Here is a 20,386-nt window from a genome sequence, read left to right as displayed (position 1 = left end):
TATCCTGATGTGCCTCGCCGGGCCCGCGCTGGCGAAAAGCCCGACCGACCTGATGTTCCCCAGCGATGCGCGCTGCTATGCGCGGAGTTACACGGCCGAGCATCTGGCCAGGCATCCTGCGCAAAGGGTGACGGCGATGGTCCTGCGCCCCGACCGGCAGGCGGCCGCGCCCTTCCTTGGCCTCTGGCTGACCGCGACCCTGCGCGGCGCGCCGGGCGGCAGATTCGAGGCGCTGGCCGCCTGCGAGAACATCGAAGATACGCTTTACTGCACGATGGAGGGCGATGCCGGGGCCTTCAGCATCGAGCCGGGCAAGGGCAAGGCGGTGCTGGTCACCACCGGCAGCCGGGGCATCGGGCTGGAGAACGAGGCGGGCTTCGTCACGCTGGAGCGCGACCGGGGTGACGACCGCAGCTTCCTGCTGCGCCCGGTGCCCTGTCCCTAGCTGGCGGCCGCGAGATAGGCCGCGCAGCCGGTGAGGGCGGCATAGTCGTCCTCGACCACGGTCACGGAGAAATCCGACATCAGAAGGTCGACGCGGCGCGGTTCGCGGAAATGCTGTTCCAGGCCGAAGCGGGGGAAATGCGGGCTCATGGCGCGAGACATGCCGCCGATCAGGTAGATGCCGCCATAGGGCAGGTGGATCAGCGCCAGATCGGCAAGCATCTGGCCAAGGATATGGACGTAGAGGCGGGCGGCATGGGCGGCGATGGCGTCGCCCTCATCAAGCGCGGCCAGCACCTCGGCCGAGGAGAGGCTGGAAGGATGGCCGGCGGCATGGGCGGCGAAGGCGTGCAGGTTGGCAAGCCCGCGCCCGGCAAGGACCTCCTCGACCCCGGCATGGGGGGCCTCGCCCCCGGCGCGCAGCTTCGCCTCGACGAAGCGGGCGAGGAGGAAGTCCTCCTCGGTGCGGACGGGCATGTTGACATGGCCACATTCCGAGGGCGGCACGACGCGGCCCTGCGGTCCGGGGTGGACGGGGGCGGCATTGACGCCGGTACCGAGGCCGACCACCAGCCTCGGGCCGGTATCGGCGGGGCCGGGGATGACGCAGCGCAGCTTTTCGGGCTGGAGATGGCCAAGCGCCTGGCCCTGGGCCTGCAGGTCGTTCAGGATCGCGACGCGCGAGGCGCCGGTCGCGCGGGCGAGCTTGTCCGCGTCGATCACCCAGTCGAGATTGGTCATCGTCGCGACGCCGTCCTGCACCGGCCCGGCGGCGGCGACGCAGACTCCGCTCACCTTGGCGCCGGTCTGGTCGAGATAGTCGCGCAGGACATGGGCAATGTCCTGCCCGCGCGCCTGATAATCGCCATTCGGGAAACGGCGGATCGAGTCGAGGCGGACCTGCCGCCCCTCGGCCAGGGCAACGCGGGTATTGGTGCCGCCGATGTCGGCAAGGATGGCAAGCGTCATCAGAGCGGTCCCCCGGAGGTCTGCGCCCCTTGGTGATAGGGGGATTGCCGGCGCTGCGCCAGTAGCGCGGGGCCGGTGGACTGGCCGATGATCAGTTCGGCCTCGAGCAGGCGCTCCTGCGGGCCGGTCCCGGGGCGGGCGATGAGGCCGAGCAGCATCTCGGCGGCCAGCCGTCCGGCCTCGCGCACCGAAGATCGGGTGGCGGTGAAGATCGGCACCTCCTCGCCGTTCTTCAGGTAGCTGAGGTCGTCGTCATGGATGATGATCGAGACGTCGCGGCCCATGACGAGGCCCGCGCTTTCCACCGCGCGGCGGGCGCCCATGCCGGACAGCATCGAGGAGCAGAGGAGCGCGGTCGGCGGCCGGGGCAGGGCGAGCATGGCCTGCGCGGCGCGGAAGCCCGCGATCTCGGTCATCTCGCCCGAGGACATCAGCGCGGGGTCGGGGGCGATGCCGCGCGCGGCCAGCGCGTCGAGATAGCCGGTGCGGCGGCGGATGGCGAAGTCCATGAACTCCAGCCCGTTGATCAGGCCGATCCGGGCATGGCCGAGGTCCAGCAGGAATTCGGTGGCGCGCTGGAAGGCGCGGCGGTTGTTCACGTCAAGCCAGGAATAGGCCTGGGTCGCGCCGGTGGCGCGGCCGTGGACGACGAAGGGCAGGCCGATCTGGTGCAGGAGCGGGATGCGGGGATCGTCCAGCCGGGGGGCGTGGACGATGACGCCGTCGACGTTGCCCTTGGATTTCAGCGCGCGGTAGGTGGCTTCCTCGTCCTCGTCCGGGACGATGGAGAGCAGCATGTCATGGCCGTTGCGGGTGTAGACCTCGCCCGCGCCGGCGATGAAATCGGCGAAGACGGGGTTCACGATCTCATGCCTCGTGGCGATCGGGATGACATGGCCCACGGCCATGGCGCGGCCGGTGGCCAGGCGGATGGCGCGGGTGTTGGGGTGGTAGTCGTGCCGCCGGGCCGCGGCGATGACGCGTTCGCGGGTGGCCTCGTTCACCTCGGGGTAGCCGTTCAGCGCGCGCGACACCGTGGTGGGCGAGAGCCCCAGCCGGGTGGCGAGTTCCTTGAGGTTCATCGGCGCGGGTCCAAAACGGTTTCAATCGCGGGAGAGAGTAGCCGGTCGGGGCGGGGGAGGTCAAAAGGTTAACGCTGCCTGGTGGCGGATCCGAAGGCGCTTTGGATTGACTTGCGGGGTGGGATCGGTGAGGGTGACATACCCAAAGCGGTTTGAGGCGATTCCGGCCGGTCCTGGCAGGCGCCCGCCGGAGCCGCGGGCAATCGGGAGGGATGCAGATGAGGACGGACCTTCTTGCCGGCGCGGCGGCGCTGGCGCTTTCGGCCGGCGGCGCGGTGGCGCAGGAGCTGAAGTTCCCGGTGGGCGAGGGGGCGTTCGACTGGGAGAGCTACCGGGCCTATGACGCGGCCACGGACCTTGACGGCCAGACCCTGACGATCTTCGGGCCCTGGCGCGGCGAGGACCAAGTGCTGGTCGAATCCATGCTGGCCTATTTCGAGGCGGCCTCGGGTGTCGAGGTGAACTATTCCTCGTCCGAGGGCTATGAGCAGCAGATCATCATCGACGCCGAGGCGGGCTCGCCCCCCGATGTGGCGATCCTGCCGCAGCCGGGGCTGATCGCGGACCTGGCGGCGAAGGGGCATATCCTGCCGCTGGGCGAGGAGGCGCGGGCCTGGCTGGTCGGGAATTACGGCGCGGGGGAATCCTGGGCGGCGCTGGGGACCTACAGGGGCAAGGACGGTGCGGATGCGTTCTTCGCCTTTCCCTACAAGGCGGATGTGAAGTCGCTGGTCTGGTATGTGCCCGAGAATTTCGAGGATGCGGGCTATGAGGTCCCGGCCACGATGGAGGAGCTGAAGGCGCTGACCGAGAAGATCGTGGCCGATGGCGGCACGCCCTGGTGCATCGGCCTGGCCTCGGGCGGGGCGACGGGCTGGCCCGCGACCGACTGGGTCGAGGACCTGATGCTGCGCACGCAGCCGCCCGAGGTCTATGATCGGTGGGTGACGAACGCGCTGCCCTTCGACAGCCCCGAGGTCATCGGCGCGATCGAGGAATTCGGCTGGTTCGCCCGGAACGACGCCTTCGTGCAGGGCGGGGCGGCGGCGGTGGCCTCGACCGATTTCCGCGACAGCCCCAAGGGCCTCTTCGCCTCGCCTCCCGGCTGCTACATGCACCGGCAGGCAAGCTTCATCCCCTCGTTCTTCCCCGAGGGCACGGAACTGGGCACGGATGCGGATTTCTTCTACTTCCCGGCCTATGCCGACAGGGACCTGGGCCAGCCAGTGCTGGGCGCGGGGACGCTGGCCTTCATCATGCGCGACGGCGCGGCGGCGCGGGCCTTCATCGACTGGCTGAAGACCCCGATCGCGCATGAGATCTGGATGGCGCAAAGCGGTTTCGTCACCCCGTACAAGGCGGTGAATACCGATCTCTACGGCTCGGCCGCGCTGAAGAAGCAGGGCGAGATCCTGGCCAATGCCACCACCTTCCGCTTCGACGGGTCCGACCTGATGCCGGGCGCGGTGGGGGCGGGGTCGTTCTGGACCGCGATGGTCGATTACGTCGGCGGCAAATCGGCCGGGGAGGTCGCGGCGGCGGTGCAGGCGAGCTGGCCGAAGTGAGGCGCAAGACGCGGGCGGAGGGCTGAATGGAGCAGGTGTTCCCCGCGCTCGCGACCATCGTGATCGGCGTCGGCGGCTGCGTCGGCTATTTCTGGGCGTCGAACCTTGTGCTGGACCGGGTGATCTTTCCGGCGCGCGGGCCGAAGGCGGGGCAGAACACCAGCCGCGCCAACATGCTGCGGCCCTGGCTGTTCCTGCTGCCCGCCCTCCTCGCGCTGGGGCTTTACCTGGCCTATCCGGTCTTCGCGACCGCCTGGCTGTCGCTGAACCGGAACACGGGGGGCGAGCTGGCCTTCGTCGGCCTGGACAATTACCGCGCGATGTTCGCCGAGGCGAAGTTCCGCGAGAGCCTGCGCAACAACCTGCTGTGGCTGGTCGTGGTCCCGGCGCTGTCCACCGGCCTCGGCCTCATGGTGGCGCAGCTGACCGACCGGATCCGCTGGGGAAACCTTGCGAAATCGCTGATCTTCATGCCGATGGCGATCTCCTTCGTGGGCGCGAGCGTGATCTGGAAGCTGATCTACGACACGCGCGAGGCGGGGCAGGCGCAGATCGGGCTTCTGAACGCGCTCTGGCTGCGGTTCGAGGGCGGGGTCTGGTCGACGATCCTGCTGCGCGCGTTGCCGGCGCTGCTGCTGCTGGGTCTCGCGGGCGTGCTGGCCTGGCTGCTTTGGGGGCAGGTCGGGGCGCTGGCGCGGGCGAGGCTGGCGGGCAGGGTGCTGCGGGGGCCGGGCATGGCGCTGGGGGCCTGGCTGGTCTGGGTCGCGCTGTCCTGGGCCTGGGGCGCGGCGACGGCGCAGTTGCCCTATGGCCAGCCGCAGTTCTGGTTGCAGATCCCGTTCTGGAACAACTTCTTCCTGATGGCGGTGCTGGTCTGGCTGCAGACCGGCTTTGCCATGGTCATCCTCTCGGCCGCGCTGCGCGGCGTGCCGGAGGAAACGGTCGAGGCCGCGATCCTGGACGGGGCCAATCCGTTCCAGATCTTCTTCCGCATCAAGGTGCCGCAGATCATGGGCACGATCGTCGTGGTCTGGACCACGATCACGATCACCGTGCTGAAGGTCTTCGACATCGTGCGGGCGATGACCGGCGGCCAGCAGGAGACGCAGGTGCTGGCCAACTACATGTACGACAAGCTTTTCGTCGCGGTGGACTGGGGCGTCGGCTCGGCCGCTGCCATGGTGATCCTGGCGCTGGTCACGCCGATCCTGGTCTGGAACGTCTGGACCGCGCGGCGGGAGATGCGCTGACATGACCCACGTCGCCGGCAGGAAACCAGCGCTGACCTGGACCGTGCATCTGTCGGTGGGGCTGCTGGTCCTGCTCTGGGTGATCCCGACGCTGGGGCTTCTGGTCTCGTCCTTCCGGTCGGGCGACCAGATCGTCTCCTCGGGCTGGTGGCAGGCGCTGTTCACGCAGGAGAGCCAGCTGTCGCCGATCCGGGTGGCGGGCGAGGAGGTGGCGCGGGACGGGGTCTTCGTGATCGAGGGGCGGCTTTTTCCGGGCGCGGCAAGGGTGAGCGCCTGGGGCACCTCCTCGCGCGAGCCTGCCGCATATGCTCCGGGGGCGACGGCGGACCTGGGCGAGGGGATGGGCCTGAGGGTGGAGGGCGACGGCTTCTATGTCCTGACCTCGGCCAGGACGACCGAGGGGACGCGGCTGCCGCGCATCTTCACCACGGCGGCGACCCCGCCCGAGTTCACGCTGGCGAACTACCGGATGGTGCTGTTCAGCCCGATGGCCGGGCAGTCGATCCTGCAGGCCTTCCTGAACACCGCGACGGTGGCGATCCCGGCGACGGTGATCCCGATCCTGGTCGCGGCCTTTGCCGCCTATGCCCTGGCCTGGATGGAGTTTCCGGGCCGGGCGCTTCTGGTGGCGGCGGTGGTCGGGCTTCTGGTTGTGCCGCTGCAACTGGCGCTGATCCCGCTGTTGCAGGTCCACAACGCGCTGGGGATCGGCAAGGGCTATCTCGGCATCTGGCTGGCCCATACCGGGTTCGGCCTGCCGCTGGCGATCTATCTCTTGCGCAACTACATGGTCGGCCTGCCGCGCGACATCATCGAGAACGCGCGGGTGGACGGGGCGACCGAGTTCCAGATCTTCACCCGGATCGTCCTCCCGCTGTCCTTTCCGGCGCTGGCGAGCTTTGCGATCTTCCAGTTCCTCTGGACCTGGAACGATCTTCTGGTGGCGCTGGTGTTCCTGGGAACCTCGAACGACCAGCAGGTGCTGACCGGCAATATCGTGAACCTGATGGGCTCGCGTGGCGGCGACTGGGAGATCCTGTCGGCCTCGGCCTTCGTCTCGATCGCGGTGCCGCTGGTGGTGTTCTTCTCGATGCAGCGCTTTCTGGTGCGGGGCCTGCTGGCGGGGTCGGTGAAATGACGGTGATGGAAGGCAAGGGGCGGATGGTGCTGGCGGTGGACCCGGACTGGTGGCGCGGCGCGGTGATCTACCAGATCTATCCGCGCAGCTTCCAGGACAGCAACGGCGACGGGGTCGGCGATCTGGCCGGGATCACCGCGCGCCTCGGCCATGTGGCCGACCTGGGCGCGGATGCGATCTGGATCAGCCCGTTCTTCACCTCGCCCATGCAGGATTTCGGCTATGACGTGAGCGATTATTGCGGTGTCGATCCGCTGTTCGGGAGCCTTGCCGATTTCGACGCGCTGGTGGCGCGGGCACATGGGCTGGGGCTGCGGGTGATGATCGACCTCGTCCTCAGCCATACGTCGGACCAGCACGCCTGGTTCCGCGAAAGCCGGCAGAACCGCGGCAATCCGCGGGCGGACTGGTATGTCTGGGCCGATCCGAAGCCGGACGGCACGCCGCCGAACAACTGGCTGTCGATCTTCGGCGGACCGGCCTGGGAATGGGACGGTCGCCGCGAGCAGTATTACCTGCACAACTTCCTGGCCAGCCAGCCCGACCTGAACTTCCATCACGAGCCGGTGCAGGCGGCGCTGCTGGATGTGGCGCGTTTCTGGCTGAAGCGGGGGGTGGACGGGTTCCGGCTGGACACGATCAACTTCTATTTCGCCGACCCGCACTTGCGCGACAACCCGCCCCTGCCGGAGGAGGAGCGCAATGACAGTATCGCGCCGAGGGTGAACCCCTATAACCACCAGCGGCACATCCACGACAAGAACCAGCCGGAAAACCTTGAATTCCTGCGGAAATTCCGTGCCGTCCTTGACCCGTTCGGCGCCGCCGCCGTGGGCGAGGTCGGCGATGCCCAGCGCGGGCTGGAGATCATGGCGGAATATACCAGCGGTGGCGACAAGGTGCAGATGTGCTATCCGTTCGAGATGCTGCAGCCCGCGCGCCTGACCGCCTCCCGGCTGGAGGAGACCTTCGCCCGGATGCGCGCGGCCGCGCCCGATGCCTGGCCCTGCTGGTCGTTCTCGAACCATGACACGGTGCGCCATGTCACGCGATGGAACCTGCCGGGCGCGGCGGCGCGGACCTATGCCACGCTGCTGGCCTGTCTGCGCGGCTCGATCTGCCTGTACCAGGGCGAGGAACTGGGCCTGCCCGAGGCGGAGCTGGGCCTCGAGGAGCTGCGCGATCCCTATGGCATCCGCTTCTGGCCCGAGTTCAAGGGACGGGATGGCGCGCGGACGCCGATGGTCTGGGTGACGGACAATGGCAACGGCGGCTTCAGCCGGGGCCGCCCCTGGCTGCCGGTCAAGCCGCCGCACCTGCCGCTGTCGGTCGCGGCGCAGGAGCGGGACGGGGGTTCGCTTCTGCTGCATTACCGCCGGGCGCTGGCCTTCCGCCGGGCGCATCCCGTGCTGCGGACGGGCGCGATGGAGGCGATCCGGGCCGAGGGCGAGGTGGCAAGCTTCCTGCGGCGCGGCGCGGAGGAGCTGTTCTGCGGCTTCAACCTGGGCGACGCGGCGGCCGAGGTCGCGCTGCCGCCCGGCGACTGGCGTCGGGTCGGGGCGGAACTGGGCAGCCAGCCAGCCAGCGGCGGGCGGGTCAGCCTGCCGCCCTGGGGTGTCGTGCTGGTGCAGCGGGCCTAGGGGGGGCAGGATGGCCGATCTGGTCCTGAGGAAGGTCGCCAAGAGCTATGGCGAGATCCGGGTGTTGCAGGACATCGACCTCGACATCAGGACGGGGGAGCTGATCGTCTTCGTCGGCCCCTCGGGCTGCGGCAAGTCCACGCTGCTGCGGATGATCGCGGGGCTGGAGCGGATCAGCGGCGGCGATCTTCTGATCGACGGGGTGCGGATGAACGATGTTCCCCCGGCACAGCGCGGCATCGCCATGGTGTTCCAGTCCTATGCGCTTTATCCGCATATGACGGTGCGCGACAACATGGGCTTTGCCCTGGCGCTGGCGAAGAAGCCCCGGGCCGAGATCGCGGCGGCGGTGGAGCGGGCGGCACGGATCCTGCAGCTGACGCCCTATCTCGACCGGCTGCCCAAGGCCCTGTCGGGCGGGCAGCGGCAGCGGGTGGCGATCGGGCGGGCGATCGTGCGCGACCCGAAGGTCTATCTGTTCGACGAGCCGCTCTCGAACCTGGATGCCGCGCTGCGGGTGGCGACGCGGATCGAGATCGCCCAGCTGAAGGAGGCGATGCCGCAGTCGACGATGATCTATGTGACGCATGACCAGGTCGAGGCGATGACGCTGGCCAGCCGGATCGTCGTGCTGGCCGGCGGCGGGATCGCGCAGGTCGGCAGCCCGCTGGAGCTGTACGAGCGCCCGGAGACCGAGTTCGTGGCGCAGTTCATCGGCAGCCCGGCGATGAACCTCTTGCCGGGCGAGGTGGCCGCCACCGGGACGGAGACCCTGGTGCGGCTGGAGGGTGGCGGGGTCGCCCGCTCGGCGGTGCCGACGGCGGCGGCGGATCTGGGGCTGAAGGTGAATGTCGGCGTGCGCCCCGAGGATTTCCACGAGACCGAGGGCGAGGCGATCCATGCGGGCGCGGTGGCGGTGACCGAGGCGCTGGGGGAGGTGACGCTTCTGCATTTCCGCCCGTCAGGCGAGCGGACGGCGGTGGTGGCCAAGCTGCCGGGAATCCGGGCCGGACTGCGGCACCGGCGGGTGCAGCTGTCGGCGGACCCGGCGAAGGTGCATCTTTTCGCCGGCGGGCGGTCGCTGCTTTATCGGTGAACGAGGGCCGCGAGGCCGAGCCAGAAGAGGCAGAGGCCGAAGGCGAGGAGCACCGGCACCCAGAGGGTGAGGCGCGGCGTCGGGGCGGCGTGGCGCGGGGTCCGTTTCATGCTCGCATTAAGGGCATGGAAAGCTTTCCCGCCCGTTAATGGCCGCCATGGGATTCGAACCTTTCCAGCAAGGCCCGGCCTATGCGGCGGCGGCATCGGCCTGCGGCGCGCGGGCCCGCTGGCTTGAGCTCGGCTGCGGCCGCGCGCTGGCGGTCGAACGCGGCCCCCTGCGCCTGGTCTCGCGCGGGCCGGTCTGGGAGGGGGAGCCCGGCGCGGCGGAGCGGCGGCGCGCGATCCGCCGCCTGGCGCGCTGGCCGGGGATGACGCTGGTCACCGCCGGGGAGGAGGTGGCGGGCTTCGGCCTGGTGCCGCTGGTGACGCCGATGCACCATGCGCTGTGGGATCTGTCCGGCGACCTGCGGGCGGGGCTGGCGGGCAAGTGGCGCAACCGGCTGGTGCGGGCCGAGGCTTCGGTCAAGGTACGGAGGGCCGGGCGGGCGGCGCTGGAGCGGCTGATCGCGGCCGAGGCGGTCCAGCGGCGCGCGCGGGGCTATCGCGCGCTGCCCGCGGCCTTCACGCTTGCGCTTGATCCCGGCGCGCTGCGGATCTGGGACTGGCCGGGCAGGGCGGCGATGTGTTTCGTGGTGCATGGGAAGTCGGCGACCTATCACCTCGGCTGGACCTCGCCGGAAGGGCGGGCGGCGGGAGTGCACGGGGTGATGCTGATGCGCGCGGCCGAGGCGCTGGCGGCGGAGGGGGTGCGCTGGCTTGACCTGGGGACGGTGGATACCGAAGCCGCGCCGGGGCTGGCGCGGTTCAAGCTGGGCACCGGAGCGGCGTTGAAGCGGCTGGGGGCGACGATGCTGGTCTTGCCGTGACGCAATCGCCGGGGCAGGGTGGCGCGAAACGGGAGGATTGCCATGGTCACGGTGACGGAGGAGATGGTCGCGGCCTACCAGCGCGACGGGGTGGTGCTGGTCAAGGGGCTTTGGCGCGACTGGGTCGAGATGCTGCGCGCCGGAATCGCGCGCAACATGGCGAACCCTACGCACCAGATGGCGACGCTGAAGCCGGGCGAGCCGGGCTATTTCTTCGACGACTACTGCAACTGGCAGAAGGTCCCCGAATTCGCGGCGGTGATCCGGCAGTCCGGGGTGGCCGAGGTGGCGGCGAAGCTCATGGGCTCGGACCGGGTGCAGATGTTCCACGACCATGTGCTGGTGAAGGAGCCGGGCACGACGAAGCCGACGCCCTGGCATACCGACGGGCCCTATTACTTCGTCGAGGGGAGGCAGACGGTCAGCTTCTGGTCGCCCTTGGACCCGGTGAGGGAGGCCGCGCTGCGCTGCGTCGCGGGATCGCATCTGTGGGAGAAGGACGTGCTGCCGACGCGCTGGATGTCGGAGACGAATTTCTATCCGGGCGAGGACGACTACATGCCGGTGCCGGACCCGGAGGTCGAGGGGATGAAGATCCTGGAATGGGAGATGGAGCCGGGCGACGCGGTGGCCTTCAACTTCCGCACCCTGCATGGCGCGCGCGGCAACACCGCAGCCACCCGGCGGCGGGCGTTCTCCTTGCGGCTGGTGGGCGAGGATGCGCGCTATGTCGAGCGGCCGGGGCCGACCTCGCCGCCCTTCCCGGGGCATGGGATGAAAGGCGGCGAGCGGCTGCGCGAGGACTGGTTCCCGGTGCTGCGCGCGGGCTGAAATCGCGCTCCTGCCCGGTGGTGCGGGCCGAGCCTGCGGGAGCCTCCGGCGGGGATATTTGCGCCAGCATGACATGAGGGAACTGGCCCCACCTCGGGCCCGATGGCGCACCGGACAGTCATCGCGTTCTCGCCTGCACCGTGGCTGCGAAATGGCCACGGAGTCCTTTCATGCTGGTTGAATATCCCCGCCTGAGGCAGGCAGGCTTTCCAGCGGGCGCGGCCTTTGGAAGCGGGGGCTGTTGCCGGTCGGGGGCGGTTGCTATGACAGGGCAGGAGATGACCGCATGACCCAGCCCGAATTCCGTGCCGAAGCCCGGCCGAAACGCTATCCGCCGCCGCAGTTCCCGCCGCGCCGCCCGGCGCTGTTCGCGCGGATGCCGCCGGCGGTGTTCCCCTCGCTTCTGGGACTGCTGGGCCTGGCGGGCGCGGTGCGGCTGGCCCTGGGGCGGCTGGGCTGGGATCCGGGGCCGGGGGACCTGCTGGCAGGGGGTGCGGTGGCGCTCTGGGCCTTTGCCGCTTTCGCCTATGGCGTGAAGCTCGCGCGGCGGCCGGGGGTGGTCGTGGAAGACCTGCGGATCCTGCCGGGACGCTCGGGGCTGGCGGCGCTGACCATGGGGGGTATGGTCGCCGCGGGGCTGGTCGCGGCCTACAGCGTGCCGGCGGCGGCGGTCCTCCTGGTGCTGGCGCTGGTCGGGCATGGGATGCTGGCCGTCCTCCTCCTGCGCCTTCTGCTGGGCCTGCCGCCCGAGGCGCGGGCGGTGAACCCGACGCTGCACCTGAGCCTGGTGGGCGTCATCGTGGGCGCCGCGCCGGCGCTGGCGGTCGGCTGGGGCTGGCTGGCGGAGACGCTGTTCTGGGTGGCCCTGCCCATCGCGGTCGCGATCTGGGCGCTGAGCCTGCGGCAGTTCATGGCGGCCGCGCCGCCGGCGCCGCTGCGGCCGCTGCTGGCGATCCATCTGGCCCCGGCGGCGCTGCTCGGATCGGTCGCGGGCCTGCTGGCCAGGCCGGACCTCGGCGTCCTCTTCGCCGGACTTGGGGCGGTCTACGCCATCCTGCTTGCGGTCGCGGGACGCTGGCTTCTGGAGGCGGGGGTCTCGGCCTTCTGGGGCGCCTTCACCTTCCCGCTTGCCGCGCTTGCGACGGCGCTGATGGTCAATGGCGGGGTCTGGTTCTGGCCGGGGCTTCTGCTGACGGCCCTGGGGCTGGTGGTCATTCCCCTGATCGCCTGGTGGGTGTTGAAACGCTGGCCGGGCGGCAGGTTGGCGGCGGCGACGAACGCGGCCGAGGCCTGAGGGGCGGGCCGCCGGGGGTTTCACCCCCGGACCCCCAGAGTATTTGTCCCAAGAGGAACGGGGGAGTTTCAGGCGATCAGGCCGACCCAGGCGCGGGCGAGGGCGAGGCCATGCGCGTCGGCTTCCGCGCCGCGGGTGGCGGCAAGCGCGTCGTGGCGGGCGGCCCAGCCGGGGGAGTTCTTCTCGACGAGGTCCGGGAAGGTGCGCGACCAGTCGCGGACCACGCTGCGGCTGGCCTCGAAATGGAACTGGGTGCCATAGGTCGCGCGGCCGAGGCGGAAGGCCTGGTGCGGGGCGACCCGGCTGGTCGCAAGATGCACCGCGTCCTGGGGCAGGGTGAAGGTGTCCGAGTGCCACTGGAAGATCGGGAAGGTCAGGGGCACGGCGGAGAGGACCGGGTCGGCGCGCCCGGCCTCGGTCAGGGTGACGTCGGTCCAGCCGAATTCGGGCGCGATGCCGAGGTGGTTCTCGCCGCCGAAGGCGCGGGCGAGGAGCTGGGAGCCGAGGCAGATGCCGAGGACCGGCTTGTCGGCCTGGCTGAAGGCAGCCATGAGGTCGGCGAGTTGCGGCAGGTAGGGATGGGTGTGGTCGTCGGTTGCGGCCTGCTCGCCGCCGAAGACGACAAGGGCGTCGGCCTCGATCCGGTCCGGCAGCGGCTGGCCGGACCAGGGTTTGCAGAGGTCGATCAGCGCCGCCGCTTCGTGCAGCGCGACGCCGAGCTGGCCGTGGTGGGTGATCCTGGTGTTCTCGATGATGGCGACGCGCATGGGGATCCTTCGGACTGACGGGGGTAATCTGCATGGGGCACGGGCAAGGGCAAGGGGAGGATTTGCCCTTGCGCAGAAGCGCGGGGCGTGAAATGGGGAACCGCCAAACGATGCTTGCTCCCGGAGGGAAAACCCATGGAGATTCGTGAGGCTCTCACCTTTGACGACGTGCTTCTGGTGCCCGGCGCATCGAGCGTCCTGCCGTCGGATGCGGATACCTCGACCTTCGTGACGAAGGCGATCCGGATGAACATCCCGCTTCTGTCCAGCGCGATGGATACGGTCACGGAAGGCCGGATGGCGATCGCGATGGCGCAGGCGGGGGGAATCGGGGTGATCCACCGCAACCTCGACCCCGAGGCGCAGGCGCGGGAAGTCAGCCGGGTGAAGCGGTTCGAGTCGGGCGTGGTCTACCAGCCGATCACGCTGACGCCGGACCAGACGCTTGCGGACGCCAAGGTGCTGATGGAACGCTACTCCGTCACCGGCTTTCCGGTGGTGGACGAGGTGGGCCGGGTCCTGGGGATCGTGACCAACCGCGACATGCGCTTTGCCAGCGACGACCGGACTCCGGTCCGGGTGATGATGACCAGCGAGAATCTGGCCATGCTGCGCGAGCCGGTGGACCGGGCCGAGGCGATCAGCCTGATGAAGGCGCGGCGGATCGAGAAGCTTCTGGTGACCGACGGGCGCGGCAAGCTGACCGGGCTTCTGACACTGAAGGACACCGAGAAATCGGTGCTGAACCCGAATGCCTGCAAGGACGAGATGGGGCGGCTGCGCGTCGCTGCGGCCTCGACCGTGGGGGATGCGGGCTTCGAGCGGTCGCAGGCGCTGATCGACGCGGGGGTCGATCTGGTCGTGATCGACACGGCGCATGGGCACTCGGAGGGTGTCGCCCGGGCGGTGGAGCGGATCAAGCAGCTGTCGAACACGGTGCAGGTGGTGGCGGGCAACGTCGCCACGGCCGAGGCGACGCGGGCGCTGATCGGGGCGGGCGCGGATGCGGTGAAGGTGGGGATCGGGCCGGGCAGCATCTGCACGACGCGGATCGTCGCCGGCGTGGGCGTGCCGCAGCTGACGGCGATCATGGATTCGGCCCGCGCGGCCGGCGATGTGCCGGTGATCGCGGATGGCGGGATCAAGTTCTCGGGCGATTTCGCCAAGGCGATCGCGGCGGGGGCCTCCTGCGCGATGGTGGGCTCGGCGATCGCGGGGACGGACGAGTCCCCCGGCGAGGTGATCCTGTGGCAGGGGCGGTCGTTCAAGGCCTATCGCGGGATGGGGTCGCTGGGGGCGATGGCGCGGGGCTCGGCGGACCGCTATTTCCAGAAGGATGCGGCTTCGGACAAGCTGGTGCCGGAAGGGATCGAGGGGCAGGTGCCCTACAAGGGGTCGGCGGCGGCGGTGATCCACCAGATGGTCGGCGGCCTGCGCGCGGCGATGGGCTATACCGGCTGCGCGACGGTGGCCGAGATGCGCAGCCGTTGCCAGTTCGTGCGGATCACCGGGGCCGGGCTGAAGGAAAGCCATGTCCACGACGTGCAGATCACGCGCGAAAGCCCAAACTACCGCATCGGCTGAGCGGGAAGCCTGCTCGGGTCCGGCGAGGATCGCTCCAGGCTCGGCCCGCAGTGGCCCGATCCAGCCGCTGGCCGGATCGGCGCAGAGGGCGCGGCGCTGGCGGGGCCGGAGCGGACGGCCAGCGCGGGAGGATGCGGTCGCGACAGAGTTCCAGTCCGGCGCGGTGGGATCTGCCGGCAGATGCTTGCCTTGCAGGGTTCGTCGCCGCCATTCGCAACCAGCGCGATGACCACGACCCGGAAGCGGCAGGGGGAGCGGGTCGATCGACGAGGCCGGACGCGCGGGTATGACTTCGACGGCTTCTTCGATGACGACGCCTCCGGCAGTCAAGGATGCGGAATTGTCTCGCGGAATGTTTACGGAGCGGCGGCGGGGAAGCTCAAGCGGACTTCGGCGATCCGCCCCGGGGTGTCCGGGAGGGTAAAGCCGGGGGCATTGTCGACGCGACGTGCCGCTGAGCCACTAACGCGATGAGGTGGACGTCCTGCCCTCACCCGCCCCAGGTATCCGAGAGGGTGAAGCCGAGCGGGAAGGGGTCGGTCGGGTCGAGGCCGATCTGGCTGATGCCGTAGATCCAGCCTTGTCCCGAGACGCGGTTGCGGGTGGCCTTGTAGGGGCCGACACGGGTTTCCTCGACGAATTCGGTCACGAACTCGCCCCCGATGATCGAGCGCGAGATGACCTTGTCGCCGGGTTTCGCCAGACCGCGGGCGTGGCGGGTGGCCATGTTGGAATTCGATCCGGTGCCGCAGGGCGAGCGGTCGGCGCGGCCGGGGCGCAGCGTGGTGCAGGTGCGCAGCGCGCCGTCGGGCTCCTCGGCGCGGAACATGACGTAGGAGAGGCCGTTCAGCGCCGGAGTGGTCGGGTGCAGCGCGGGCTCTACCTCGGCGATGCGGTTGCGCAGGTCGACCCCGATGGTGGCGAGCTGGCGGGCGTTTTCCGGCGCGATGGCCAGGCCGATGCGGTCCGCGTCGATCAACGCGTAGAAGACGCCGCCGAAGCACAGGTCATAGGGCACGGCGCCCCATTCGGGCGTGTCGATCACCGCGCCCGGTTTCGCGACGAAGGCGGGCGGCATGTCGAGCGTGACCTTGACCACCTTGCCGCCCTGGCAGGTGGCGGTGGCCCGCACCAGCCCGGCGGCGGTGTCGAAGGTGACCACGCTTTCCGGCTCGACCATCGGCAGCATTCCGGTTTCCAGAAGCGCGGTGGTGGCGCACATGGCGTTCGAGCCGGACATGGCGTGGGCCTGGTCGGGCTGCAGCACGATGAAGCCCACATCGGCTGCCGGGTCGCAGGCGGGGGTCAGGAGGCAGAAGGACCCGGCCGGGCCCGAGCGCGGTTCCGAGCAGAGCCAGCGGCGCAGCGAATCGTCGATCCGGTTCAGGTGGTCCAGCTTCCCGGCCATGGTCGCGCCGGGGATGTTCAGCACGCCCCCGGTGATGACGCGGCCGATCTCGCCTTCGCAGTGGACGTCGATGGTCTGGATGGTGCGGCTGAAACGCATGGTATCCCCCTTAGAACCTGTTGACCCGGTAGGGCGCGAGATCGACGGCGGGCCTTGCGCCGGTGATCAGCTCTCCCATCAGCCGGGCGGTGGTGGCGGCATAGGTGACGCCAAGATGCCCGTGTCCGGTGGCGTAGAACAGGCCCGGCGTGCGGGCGCTGGCGGAAAGGATCGGTACCGTGTCGGGCAGGGCAGGGCGGTGGCCCATCCATTCGGTGAAGTCCTCGCACTTGAGGTTGGGCAGGGCCTCCTTCGCGCGCTTCACGGTGATCTTCGCGCGGCGGTAGTCGGGGGCTGCGTCGAGGCCGGCCATCTCGACCGTGCCGCCGACGCGGATGCCGCCGGCGGTCGGCGTCACCATGAAGGCGCGGGCGGGCCAGATGATCGAATGTTTCATCGAGATGCCCGGCGCCATGATCTGGGTGTGATAGCCGCGCTCGGTCTCGAGCGGGATCGGCTCGCCCAGGGCGCTGGCCAGCCGGGCCGAGAAGGCCCCGGCGCAGATCGCCACCTCGTCGGCGGGCAGGGGCGGGGCGTCCTTCAGCACCACCTCGCGGATCCGGTCCGAGCAGGTGAAGCCGGCGACCTCGCCCCGCACGATCCTTCCGCCAAGCGCGGTGAAGCGGTCGGCGAGGGCGAGGACCAGCTTGTAGGGGTCCTTAAGCGAGCGGTTCTGCGGGAAGAGGACGGCGAGGCCGATCCTGTCCGACAGTTCCGGCTCCAGCGCCTTGATGGCCTGTCGGCCGATGACCTCATGCGGGAAACCGAAGCGTTCGAGGATTTCGATATGGTCGCGGTCGGCCTTGAACTCGGCCTCGTCGGTATAGAGGGAGAGGCAGCCTTCCTGGCTGATCTGGTCTTCAAGGCCGGTCTCGCGCAGGAGGGCCAGCGTATCGTCCAGCGCGCGGGCGCAGAGGGCGGCCCCCTGCGCCTCCAGTTCCCGCAGCTTCGAGGGCCGAGAGGCGGCGATGAAGCGCAGGAACCAGGGCACGAGGCGCGGCATGTAGGAGGGGCGGATGCGGACCGGGCCTTCGGGGTCGAGCATCCAGCCGGGGATCTGCTTCCAGACCGAGGGGCGCGAGGCGGGCATGAACTCCGTCACCGCGATAGAAGCCATGTTGCCGAAGGATGCGCCCATGCCCGGCGTATCGCGGTCCACCAGCACCACCTGACGGCCGCGCTTTTGCAGGTCATGCGCGATGGCGGTGCCGATGATTCCCGCGCCGACAACCACCGTGACCATGGCCTATTTCCAGTTCAGGATCGGCTGCATCGCGGTGGCGAACTCGGCCTTCTCGGCCTCGGTCAGCGGGCCGAAGGGCATCCGGCAGTCCCCCACCGGATTGCCCTGCAACTCGCAACCATACTTCAGCTTCTGCACGAACTTGCCCGATTCCAGCACGTTCATCGCCGGCCAGAGCGCCTGCATGATCTCTTTCGCGCGGGCGTGGTCGCCCTTGCGGAAGGCGGCGTCCATCTCGCAGACCGGCTTTGCCATGCAGTTGGCCGGGCCGCAAATCCAGCTGTCCGCACCCCAGTGCATGAAGTCCCAGGCGATGTCGTCCGAGCCGGAGACGAGTTGGATCCTGCCCGCGTAACGGGTGGAGATGCCGATGGCGCGCTGCATCACGCCCGAGCTTTCCTTGATCCCGATCACGCGGGGATTGTCGGCCAGCGCATCCAGTGCCTCGTATTCGATCTCGACCCCGTCCTTGCCGGGGTAGGAATAGAGCACGAGGTTCATGTCGGTCGCCTCGATCACCGCGTTGAAATGGCGGATGATCTCGGCCTGGGTGGGCTTGGTGTAGAAGGGCACGGCGAGGAGGACGGCGTGGTAGCCCATATCCTTCGCCCGCTGCGTGTTGGCGATCACCCCGGCGGTGGACGGCGCGTTGGTCCCGGCGATCAGGGTCTCGCCCGGTTTGGCGAAGTCCTTGACGAAGCGCAGGACCTGGTCGCGTTCGTCATCGTCCATCAGGTTGTATTCGCCCGACGAGCCGCAGGGCACCCAGCCCGAGACCCCTGCGGCGCGCAGCATGGTCAGGTGCCGCTCGAAGGCGGAGAAGTCGATCTTCCCTTCGGCATCGAAGGGGGTGACGAGTGCGGGCATCACGCCGGACAGTTTCATGCGGGGCCTCCTTCAGGGAATCGTTATGTCGTCAGGTTGTCGACAGGATTGTGCCGACACCCTGGCGACAGGTCAAGAAGAACAATCTGTCGACAAGATCGGCGCCGGGGTCTAGGCAGGTGCAAGGCGAAGGAGCGGGCGATGGACGAGGACGGCGAAGGCAGGCGGGTGCGGGGGATGGGGTCGCGGCTGTGCCATGACACGCTCAGGCACGAGATCCTGTCGCTGGTGCTGCAACCGGGGCAGCTCCTGGACGAGACCACGCTGGCGGAGCGGTTCGCCATGTCGCGCTCGCCGGTGCGCGAGGCGCTGATCCGGCTGGCGGGCGAGGATCTGGTGGTGATGCTGCCCAACCGCTCGACCATCGTGGCGCCGATCGACGTGCAGGCCTTTCCGAAATATGTCGAGGCGCTGGACGTGGCGCAGCGGATGAACACGCGGCTCGCGGCGGAACTGCGCTCCGAGGCCGACCTGCAGGCCATCGCGGCGCGGCAGGCGGAGTTCGAGGCGGCGGTGGCGACGGGCGACCATCTGGCGATGTCGGGGGCGAACAAGGCCTTCCACATGGCCATCGCGGTGGCAGGGCGGAACCCCTATCTGGCGGCGTTCTACGAGCGGCTTCTGGATCAGGGGCGGCGGATGCTGCATCTGCATTTCGACTATCTGGAGCGGACGAACGACGGCTACCTTCTGACCGACGAGCATCGGCTGATGCTGGAGGCGATCCGCGAGCGCGACGTGGACCGGGCCGATGCGCTGGCCCATTCCCATACCCGCCAGTTCCGCGACAATTTCCTGCGCTTCATGCAGGAGAACCATCTGCAGGCCGTGCCGCTGGGGGCCGGCGCATGACGCCGGGGGCGCGGGCGGCCGCGGCGATCGGGGTGCTGGACCGGGTGCTGGCGGGCGAGGCGGCCGAGAAGGCGCTGACCAACTGGGGCCGGGCCAGCCGCTTTGCCGGCTCCGGCGATCGGGCGGCGGTGCGCGATCTGGTCTATGACGCGCTGCGGCAGCGACGCTCGGCCGCTGCGCTTGGCGGGGGCGAGGCGGGGCGCGGGCTGGTGCTGGGCCTGATGCGCGCCAACGGGCAGGAGGCCCTGTTCTCGGGCGAGGGTCATGCGCCCGCCCCGCCCGCGGCGAGCGAGGCGGGAAGGGAGCCTGTCGGGGCCGAGGCGCTGGACCTGCCGGACTGGCTTGTGCCGGAGCTGGAGCGGTCGCTGGGCGAGAGGCTGGCCCCGGTGGCCGAGGCGCTGCGGGCGCGGGCGCCGGTGTTCCTGCGGGTGAACCTTGCGCGAGGGACGGCGGCGGGGGCGCAGGCGGCGCTGGCGGGGGAGGGGATCGTGACCCGCCCGCACCCTCTGGCCGACACCGCGCTGGAGGTGGTGGAGGGCGCGCGGCGGGTGCAGGTCTCCGACGCTTACCGGGCGGGGCTGGTCGAGTTGCAGGATGCCTCCTCGCAGGCCGTGGTGGCGGGGCTGCCGCTGGCGGAGGGGATGCGGGTGCTGGACCATTGCGCGGGCGGGGGCGGCAAGACTCTGGCAATGGCGGCGCGGGCGAAGCTGCGGCTTTGGGCGCATGATGCCGCGCCAAGGCGGATGGCCGACCTGCCCGAGCGGGCGAAGCGGGCCGGGGTGAAGGTGACGCTGACCGAGCGGCCCGAGGCGAGCGCGCCTTACGATCTGGCGCTGGTCGATGCGCCCTGTTCCGGCTCGGGCAGCTGGCGGCGCGATCCCGAGGGCAAGTGGCGGCTGACCCCGGCGCGGCTGGCGGAACTGGTCGGAATCCAGGCGGCGATCCTGGACCGGGTCGCGCCGATGGTCGCGCCGGGGGGGTGGCTCGGCTATGCGACCTGTTCGCTGCTGCGGGTGGAGAACGGCGATCAGGCGCAGGCGTTCCTGGGACGGCATCCCGGCTGGCGGCTGGAGACGGAACGCTCCTTCACCCCGCTGGAGGGCGGCGACGGCTTCCATCTCGCGCTTTTCCGGCGATCCTGACTCTGTCGCCACAACCTTGACGGGAAATCCGCCACTCACCATGCTCCGGTTAAGCTTTGGTTAACCCGTTTTCGCCGATTGTCGCGGGACAGGACGGCGAGAGGTATGTGGTGGAGGCGCAGGTGGGGGAATTTCGGCGGCTGGGCCAGTGGACGGCCGGAAGCCTGGC

Annotated in this window: 18 protein-coding genes; 12 read left to right on the top strand and 6 right to left on the bottom strand. The window is 69.7% G+C overall.

The features are described 5' to 3' along the window. Nucleotides 1–7 precede the first annotated feature (7 nt). A complete protein-coding gene (locus I7S92_RS01035) occupies nt 8–445 on the top strand; it encodes a hypothetical protein (RefSeq protein ID WP_197641613.1) in 438 nt (145 codons plus the stop codon). Here the strand turns inward: I7S92_RS01035 and I7S92_RS01030 are convergent. Both I7S92_RS01030 and I7S92_RS01025 read right to left on the bottom strand, forming a co-directional pair. Next, nucleotides 442–1,413: a glucokinase gene (locus I7S92_RS01030; protein WP_197641612.1), complete on the bottom strand. Its 972-nt coding sequence runs from the start codon at nt 1,411–1,413 to the stop codon at nt 442–444. The two genes, I7S92_RS01035 and I7S92_RS01030, sit on opposite strands and share 4 nt — an antisense overlap. Further along, nucleotides 1,413–2,495, bottom strand: coding sequence for a substrate-binding domain-containing protein (locus I7S92_RS01025; protein WP_197641611.1), 1,083 nt, complete (start codon nt 2,493–2,495; stop codon nt 1,413–1,415). The genes I7S92_RS01030 and I7S92_RS01025 overlap by 1 nt, the downstream gene beginning before the upstream one ends. A 218-nt stretch (nt 2,496–2,713) precedes the next feature. On the opposite strand from I7S92_RS01025, the gene I7S92_RS01020 reads away from it, so the two are divergent. From I7S92_RS01020 to I7S92_RS00985, 8 genes are all read left to right on the top strand, one after another. Then, nucleotides 2,714–4,060, top strand: a complete 1,347-nt coding sequence (locus I7S92_RS01020; RefSeq protein WP_197641610.1) for an ABC transporter substrate-binding protein — start codon at nt 2,714–2,716, stop codon at nt 4,058–4,060. Between the two features lie 26 nt (nt 4,061–4,086). Continuing rightward, nucleotides 4,087–5,310, top strand: coding sequence for a carbohydrate ABC transporter permease (locus tag I7S92_RS01015; RefSeq protein WP_197641609.1), 1,224 nt, complete (start codon nt 4,087–4,089; stop codon nt 5,308–5,310). A 1-nt stretch (nt 5,311) separates the two neighbouring features. Continuing rightward, on the top strand, nt 5,312–6,448 hold the full coding sequence (locus I7S92_RS01010; RefSeq protein ID WP_197641608.1) for a carbohydrate ABC transporter permease: 1,137 nt from the start codon (nt 5,312–5,314) through the stop codon (nt 6,446–6,448). After that, nucleotides 6,445–8,088: an alpha-amylase family glycosyl hydrolase gene (locus I7S92_RS01005; protein WP_242070001.1), complete on the top strand. Its 1,644-nt coding sequence runs from the start codon at nt 6,445–6,447 to the stop codon at nt 8,086–8,088. The genes I7S92_RS01010 and I7S92_RS01005 overlap by 4 nt, the downstream gene beginning before the upstream one ends. A gap of 10 nt (nt 8,089–8,098) precedes the next feature. Further along, a complete protein-coding gene (locus I7S92_RS01000) occupies nt 8,099–9,184 on the top strand; it encodes an ABC transporter ATP-binding protein (RefSeq protein WP_197641607.1) in 1,086 nt (361 codons plus the stop codon). A 157-nt stretch (nt 9,185–9,341) separates the two neighbouring features. Continuing rightward, nucleotides 9,342–10,112 carry a GNAT family N-acetyltransferase gene (locus I7S92_RS00995; RefSeq protein WP_197641606.1) on the top strand — a complete coding sequence of 257 codons (771 nt, stop codon included), beginning with the start codon at nt 9,342–9,344 and terminating at the stop codon, nt 10,110–10,112. Nucleotides 10,113–10,154: 42 nt separating this feature from the next. Beyond that, nucleotides 10,155–10,943 carry a phytanoyl-CoA dioxygenase family protein gene (locus I7S92_RS00990; protein ID WP_197641605.1) on the top strand — a complete coding sequence of 263 codons (789 nt, stop codon included), beginning with the start codon at nt 10,155–10,157 and terminating at the stop codon, nt 10,941–10,943. A gap of 286 nt (nt 10,944–11,229) precedes the next feature. Further along, nucleotides 11,230–12,237 (top strand): SLAC1 family transporter, encoded by a 1,008-nt coding sequence (locus I7S92_RS00985; protein ID WP_197641604.1) that lies wholly within the window; start codon nt 11,230–11,232, stop codon nt 12,235–12,237. Nucleotides 12,238–12,305: 68 nt separating this feature from the next. Here I7S92_RS00985 and I7S92_RS00980 read toward each other — a convergent pair whose 3' ends face one another. Then, nucleotides 12,306–13,004 (bottom strand): type 1 glutamine amidotransferase, encoded by a 699-nt coding sequence (locus I7S92_RS00980; RefSeq protein WP_197641603.1) that lies wholly within the window; start codon nt 13,002–13,004, stop codon nt 12,306–12,308. Between the two features lie 135 nt (nt 13,005–13,139). Here I7S92_RS00980 and guaB point away from each other — a divergent pair, with 135 nt between their 5' ends. After that, on the top strand, nt 13,140–14,588 hold the full coding sequence (guaB, locus tag I7S92_RS00975) for an IMP dehydrogenase (protein WP_197641602.1): 1,449 nt from the start codon (nt 13,140–13,142) through the stop codon (nt 14,586–14,588). A 490-nt stretch (nt 14,589–15,078) separates the two neighbouring features. On the opposite strand, the gene I7S92_RS00970 is transcribed toward guaB, so the two are convergent. Genes I7S92_RS00970 through I7S92_RS00960 form a run of 3 tightly spaced genes read right to left on the bottom strand, consistent with a single transcriptional unit; the run spans nt 15,079 to nt 18,223 of the window. After that, on the bottom strand, nt 15,079–16,095 hold the full coding sequence (locus tag I7S92_RS00970) for a proline racemase family protein (RefSeq protein WP_197641601.1): 1,017 nt from the start codon (nt 16,093–16,095) through the stop codon (nt 15,079–15,081). 10 nt (nt 16,096–16,105) lie between these two features. Continuing rightward, entirely contained in the window at nt 16,106–17,338 is a 1,233-nt protein-coding gene (locus I7S92_RS00965) for an NAD(P)/FAD-dependent oxidoreductase (RefSeq protein WP_197641600.1), read from the bottom strand. A 3-nt stretch (nt 17,339–17,341) separates the two neighbouring features. Next, on the bottom strand, nt 17,342–18,223 hold the full coding sequence (locus I7S92_RS00960) for a dihydrodipicolinate synthase family protein (RefSeq protein ID WP_197641599.1): 882 nt from the start codon (nt 18,221–18,223) through the stop codon (nt 17,342–17,344). Between the two features lie 141 nt (nt 18,224–18,364). Between I7S92_RS00960 and I7S92_RS00955 the strand changes: the two genes are divergently transcribed. Continuing rightward, entirely contained in the window at nt 18,365–19,075 is a 711-nt protein-coding gene (locus I7S92_RS00955) for a GntR family transcriptional regulator (RefSeq protein WP_197641598.1), read from the top strand. Then, entirely contained in the window at nt 19,072–20,217 is a 1,146-nt protein-coding gene (locus I7S92_RS00950) for an RsmB/NOP family class I SAM-dependent RNA methyltransferase (RefSeq protein WP_197641597.1), read from the top strand. Before I7S92_RS00955 ends, I7S92_RS00950 begins: the two co-directional genes overlap by 4 nt. The last annotated feature ends 169 nt before the right edge of the window (nt 20,218–20,386 follow it).

The sequence above is a fragment of the Tabrizicola soli genome (assembly GCF_015999335.1).
Lineage (GTDB): Bacteria > Pseudomonadota > Alphaproteobacteria > Rhodobacterales > Rhodobacteraceae > Tabrizicola > Tabrizicola soli.
This window is presented reverse-complemented; position numbering and strand designations above follow the sequence as displayed.